The organism is Methylophaga sp. UBA1464, assembly GCF_002325665.1.
GTDB lineage: Bacteria > Pseudomonadota > Gammaproteobacteria > Nitrosococcales > Methylophagaceae > Methylophaga.
The window spans coordinates 22,911-29,063 of record NZ_DCSO01000013.1; the positions used below are offsets into that span (position 1 = coordinate 22,911).

Consider the following 6,153-nt stretch of genomic DNA (forward strand, 5'->3'; position numbering starts at 1 on the left):
GGTCTGGTGGTGTTTGCCATTCTGGTTATCATCAATTTTGTGGTGGTCACCAAAGGTGCTACCCGTATTGCTGAGGTTAGTGCCCGTTTTACCTTGGATTCAATGCCCGGTAAACAAATGGCGATCGATGCTGACTTGAATGCCGGCTTGATTGATCAGGATGAAGCCCGTCGGCGTCGTGAAGAAATCATGCAGGAATCGGATTTTTACGGTTCGATGGATGGTGCCAGTAAATTTGTTCGTGGTGATGCCATTGCCGGTATTCTGATCCTGTTTATCAACATCATTGGCGGTTTTGTCATTGGTGTTCTGCAACATAGCCTGAGCTTTTCAGAAGCGGCGCATAATTACACTCTGCTGACCATTGGCGATGGTCTGGTTGCACAAATTCCTTCTTTATTACTGGCTGCTGCAGCCGGGTTATTAGTTACCCGCTCGACTGCTGACCAGGATATTGGTGAGCAGATTTTCTCTCAACTGTTAAAAGAGCCCAAAACACTGGCCATCACCTCCGGCATTATTGGCGGAATGGGTTTAATTCCCGGTATGCCAAATGTGCCATTTTTATTATTGGCGGGAGCCGGTGCCGGCAGCGCCTGGTTAATTGCACAGCGTCAAAAAGCCGCCACGCTTGCCGCCGCTCCACCTCAACAACAGGAATCCAGTCGAGAACAACGTGAACTGAGTTGGGATGACTTAAGCCCTGTTGATCCGATTGGCCTGGAAGTGGGTTATCGCCTGATTCCGCTGGTCGATAAAAATCAGGGTGGCCAATTGATGAATCGCATTAAAGGCATCCGCAAAAAGATTTCACAGGAAATGGGTTTTTTAATTCCGCCAGTACATATACGCGATAATCTGGATCTGTCCCCAACAGCCTATCAAGTCACGCTTTTTGGTGTGACCTTCGGTGAGGCGGAGGTGTATCCGGATCGAATGCTGGCGATCAATCCGGGACAGGTATTTGCTCAGCTAGAAGGTATCCGCACCACCGATCCGGCATTTGGTCTGGATGCCGTATGGATTGAACCCAGCCAACGTGAGCACGCCCAGGCTCAAGGATACACCGTAGTTGATGTGGATACTGTGGTCGCCACCCATTTAAGCAAAATTCTGCAAAACCATGCACATGATTTACTGGGTCGCGAAGAAGTACAGCATCTGCTGGACAATCTCGCCAAAATTGCACCGAAACTGGTAGAAGGTCTGGTACCTGACACCGTGCCATTAGGCACCGTACAAAAAGTATTGCAGAACCTGTTACAGGAAAATATTCCAATTCGTGATATTCGCACCATTAGCGAAGCCATTGCCGAGCAAGCTGCACGCAACCCTGACCCAGAAGCCATTACCGCAGCAACACGGATGGCACTGGCTCATTCCATTGTGCAGCACATAAATGGCACCCAGCCTGACTTGCCTATCATCACGCTGGATCCAGAGCTGGAACAGATATTGCTAAAAACATTACAGGCATCTGGAGAAGGTGGTGCAAGTCTGGAACCAGGACTCGCAGAGAATATGCACAAAAATCTGCAAGAAGTGGCGCAACGACAGGAAATGTCTGGTGAAGCCGCCATATTGGTGGTTCAGGCAGGATTAAGGGGGTGGATTTCCCGCTTTATCCGTCATGCGATTCCAGGACTGCATGTGCTCTCCTACAACGAAATTCCAGATGATAAACAAATACGCATTGTGGCAAATGTGGGTCGATAACAAGAAGGTGATGCGATGAAAATTAAACGTTTCCAGGCAGCAGATGTACGTCAGGCCATCCGCGAAGTACGGGAAGTACTGGGGCCGGATGCCGTTATCCTCTCTAATACACGAGTAGATGGAGGAGTGGAGATTGTGGCAGCAACCGATTATGACGAAACGCAATTTCGACGCCAGGCTGCTGTTACTCGTCCGGTAAAAGAAGAACCCAAAATTGAAATCGATCCGACTCAACCTGCGGCCCCCGCATACGTCGCACCACAGCAGAATATCTGGTCGCAGGAACCGACACTGGTGCAAATGCGCAAGGAAATTGCCAGTTTGCGGGATATGTTACAAAATCAGCTGTCAGATTTGACCTGGAAGGATATGGCCAGACAGAGTCCGACGCAGATGCAGGTTTTACAGCGACATATGCGTATGGGGACGGAGGTTGAGCTGGCCAAACAGCTGGTCACAACAAGTCAGGGAATTGATGATCTGGAAACAGCATGGCGTCAGTCTTTAGGCAAATTAGCCGCACAAATCCCATTGTCTGATCAGGATATCATCGAAAAAGGCGGCATTATGGCGCTGGTGGGGCCGACTGGCGTGGGTAAAACCACCACCGTTGCAAAATTAGCCGCCCGTTGCGCTTTAAAACACGGAGCACGACAGGTAGGTTTGATTACCACTGACTGCTATCGCATCGGTGGCCAGGAACAACTTCGAAGTTATGCCCGTATTCTGGGGGTATCCTTAAGAGTAGCACGCAACCATCAGGAGCTCGGTGAAGCATTGAACGATATGCTTGATCGCCGGTTTATCCTGATCGATACTGCAGGTATGAATCCGCGTGATATGCAATTAACACAAAAAATAGCTATGTTAACTCAGCATTCTCCCCGCATCCGACATTTCCTCACGCTGTCTGCAACCACCCAAAACTCTGCTCTGAATGATATCATTAAGGCGTTTTCGCACCTTAACTTAAGCGGCTGCATCCTGACGAAAACCGATGAAAGCAGCAGTCTGGGTGGTGCGGTATCAGCAATTATTCGCCATCAATTGCCACTGGCCTATGTCTGTGATGGTCAACAAGTGCCTGAAGATCTCGGTTTGGCACGCCCTAACAGCTTAGTGAATCAAGCGAGCGAATTGATGCAATCTGAACAACAAGCACTGGATCCTCAAACCGTATCCAGTTATGGAGGTTTTGCCGCTTATGGCTGACGCGCCCCTAGACCAGGCAAGTGGTTTACGAAAAATGACTCACGTGCCGAAACCGGTAAAAGTAATCGCTATTGCCAGTGGCAAAGGTGGTGTCGGTAAAACCAATGTGACCGTTAATATTGGTGTCGCCCTTGCAACGCAGGGAAAGAAAGTTGTTCTGCTTGATGCCGATCTCGGTTTAGCCAATATCGATGTGATGCTAGGCTTACATCCGCAATTCAATCTTCTGCATGTATTGGAAGGCGATAAAAGCCTGAAAGATATTATGGTGGATGGCCCTTCCGGATTACAGATTATTCCCGCCGCTTCCGGTGTTAAGAAAATGGCCGAGCTCAGCCCGGCTGAACATGCCGGCATGATCCAGGCTTTCAGTGAACTGGATGAACACATTGATATTCTACTTATTGATAGTGCAGCCGGTATTGCAGACAGCGTAGTCAGTTTCACCAAAGCCGCTCAGGAAGTCATTGTGGTGGTCTGTGATGAGCCCGCGTCAATCACCGATGCTTATGCCCTGATAAAGTTACTGAGTCGCGAACATGGCGTTGAACGTTTTCATATTATTGCCAATATGGGACGCAGTATTCAGGAAGGTCGCGAATTATTCGATAAAATATCCCTTGTCTGTGATCGTTTTCTGGATGTGACCTTGAATTTTATGGGTATTGTGCCTTTTGATGAAGACCTTCGCCGGGCGGTTAAAAAGCAGCGTGCTGTCGTCGAATTTTTACCACGTAGCAAATCGGCCACCGCATTTCAGCATCTGGCAAAAAAAATCGATTACTGGCCGGTAGCCAAACAACCGAGAGGGAATATGGAGTTTTTTGTAGAGCGTCTGATACAGGCTAGTCTGGAAGCAGGTTAAGATGATTGGTGTAAGCATGTATTCCAGCCAAATTTCAGAACTGAGTCAGCATCAGCTGATTGAGCAACATGGTGGTTTGGTTAAACGTATCGCTTACCATCTGGTTGCCCGCTTACCCCATACCGTAGATGTTAATGATTTAATTCAGGCTGGAATGATTGGTTTACTGGATGCCTCCAACCAGTATAAAGCCAGTCAGGGCGCCAGCTTTGAAACCTATGCCGGTATTCGTATCCGTGGTGCAATGCTTGATGAAATCCGCCGTAACGATTGGGCACCGCGATCGGTACATCGCAAAGCCCGTGAAATTGCCGAGGTAATGCATCAGCTGGAACAACAGCTTGGTCGTGCTCCACTAGAGCAGGAAGTGGCGGATGCATTGCAAATGACTCTGGAACAATACCATCAGCAATTACAGGACGCTTCCGGTCATCAGGTATTCAGTCTGGATGATATGACTGATAATCAGCTGACCGATGGTGAGTCGTTTGGCAGTGATGATATTGGCCCGGCGGAAATCACAGAAAATAATAATTTTGAACAGGCTCTGACCGAAGCAATAGGCGCCCTGCCAGAACGTGAACGGCTATTGATGAGCCTGTACTATAATGAAGAATTAAATTTAAAAGAAATCGGTGAAGTACTCGGCGTCAGTGAGTCACGTGTCAGTCAGATCCACACGCAAACTGTGGTGCGATTGCGTAGTAAACTTCGCGATTGGATGCAGTAAATTTGGGAGGTATACCTTGGATAAAAATATGAAAATCCTCATTGTGGATGACTTTTCTACAATGCGACGGATTATCAAAAATCTATTACGCGATCTGGGCTTTAATAACACTGTTGAAGCCGATGATGGTTTAACCGCCCTGCCTATTTTGAATGCCGGCGGTATCGACTTTCTGGTAACCGATTGGAATATGCCTGGCATGCAGGGAATTGACCTGCTTAAAACAGTGCGTGCCGACCCTAAATTATCAACCTTGCCGGTATTAATGGTGACTGCTGAAACCAAAAGGGAACAAATCATTGAGGCAGCCCAGGCTGGCGTCAATGGTTATATTGTCAAGCCTTTTACTGCCGCAACCCTTAAAGAAAAAATAGAAAAAATATTTGAACGTATTAACGCGCAATAAATAAGCTGGAAAGGACATTATGGACGCTCTGAATAAAGCAGAACAACTTAAGGCCGCCCGGGCTCTTATCGAAGCTATCGAACAGGAAGACGATAGTCGCATTAAAACAGAATTGATGGCCTTAACCAACGCACGTGAAAGTGAACTATTCCAGCATATTGGCAAACTGACCCGTGAATTGCATGAAGCACTGAATAACTTCAAAGTCGATGCCCGGCTGGTCGATCTCACCCACATTGACATGCCGGATACCCGTGATCGTCTGAATTACGTTATTGAAACCACCGAAGAAGCTGCACATAAAACTTTAGGATATATCGATAAAACCCTGCCTTTGGCTAATGAATTGAAACAAACTGCCGCTAAGCTCAATGAAAGCTGGCAACGCTTTCGAAATCGGGAGATGTCAGCAACAGAATTCCGTGATTTAAGCCGGGAAATTGAAGCTTACTTACCTGTGGTGAATACGCATGCTGGAGAGATACATAATAACCTTTCTGAAATGACGCTTGCACAGGGCTTTCAGGACTTAACCGGACAAGTTTTACGCCAGGTCATTGGACTGGTGGAAGAAGTTGAAAACAATCTGGTGAAGCTGGTTAAGGTGGCAGGACAAACTCAGCAAAGTGGGGAAACGAAAGTCGTGGACCCATTAAAAGCAGAAGGACCGCAGATAAACGCTAAAAATAAACCGAATGTGGTCAACAGCCAGGACGATGTGGATGATTTGTTATCCAGTCTTGGTTTTTAGAAGGACAGGAGCATGGCCTTAGATACAGATGATGAGATTCTGCAGGATTTTCTGGTTGAGGCAGAAGAGATTCTTGATGGATTGAATGAGCAATTGGTTGCTCTGGAAACACAACCTCAGGATAAAGATTTACTGAATTCCATTTTTCGGGGCTTTCACACCATCAAAGGTGGTGCTGGATTTTTAAGTCTCGAGGCTATGGTTAATCTGTGTCATAAAGGCGAAGATGTTTTTAATCTGCTGCGCCAGGGTGAACGCCTGGTTGATGCCGATATGATGGACACCTTTCTCAAGGTGCTGGATATTCTGAACAGTATGTTTGCAGAGGTTAAAGCCGGTTCCTACCCGACTGAAGCTGATCCGGTAATAATTCAGCAACTGGCAGCTTACCTATCAGGCGATGCGCCTCCAGTGGTGGCTGAACCTGAACCTGAACCTGAACCTGAACCTGAACCTGAACCTGAACCTGAGCC

At 47.4% G+C, this 6,153-nt stretch carries 7 protein-coding genes; all 7 read left to right on the plus strand.

All coding sequences use genetic code 11. The annotated features are described in order from the left end of the window. On the plus strand, positions 1-1,716 hold a 1,716-nt coding region (locus B3O33_RS01295; protein WP_292362777.1), incomplete at its 5' end, for a flagellar biosynthesis protein FlhA. A gap of 15 nt (positions 1,717-1,731) precedes the next feature. Next, on the plus strand, positions 1,732-2,928 hold the full coding sequence (flhF, locus tag B3O33_RS01300) for a flagellar biosynthesis protein FlhF (protein WP_292362778.1): 1,197 nt from the start codon (positions 1,732-1,734) through the stop codon (positions 2,926-2,928). Next, on the plus strand, positions 2,921-3,793 hold the full coding sequence (locus tag B3O33_RS01305; RefSeq protein ID WP_292362321.1) for a MinD/ParA family protein: 873 nt from the start codon (positions 2,921-2,923) through the stop codon (positions 3,791-3,793). The genes flhF and B3O33_RS01305 overlap by 8 nt, the downstream gene beginning before the upstream one ends. A gap of 1 nt (position 3,794) precedes the next feature. After that, entirely contained in the window at positions 3,795-4,523 is a 729-nt protein-coding gene (locus tag B3O33_RS01310; RefSeq protein WP_414673257.1) for an RNA polymerase sigma factor FliA, read from the plus strand. 16 nt (positions 4,524-4,539) lie between these two features. Then, on the plus strand, positions 4,540-4,929 hold the full coding sequence (gene cheY / locus B3O33_RS01315; RefSeq protein ID WP_292362319.1) for a chemotaxis response regulator CheY: 390 nt from the start codon (positions 4,540-4,542) through the stop codon (positions 4,927-4,929). A 19-nt stretch (positions 4,930-4,948) separates the two neighbouring features. Continuing rightward, entirely contained in the window at positions 4,949-5,680 is a 732-nt protein-coding gene (locus B3O33_RS01320) for a protein phosphatase CheZ (RefSeq protein WP_292362318.1), read from the plus strand. Between the two features lie 12 nt (positions 5,681-5,692). Then, a partial coding sequence (locus tag B3O33_RS01325) for an Hpt domain-containing protein (RefSeq protein ID WP_292362779.1) occupies positions 5,693-6,153 on the plus strand: 461 nt, incomplete at its 3' end.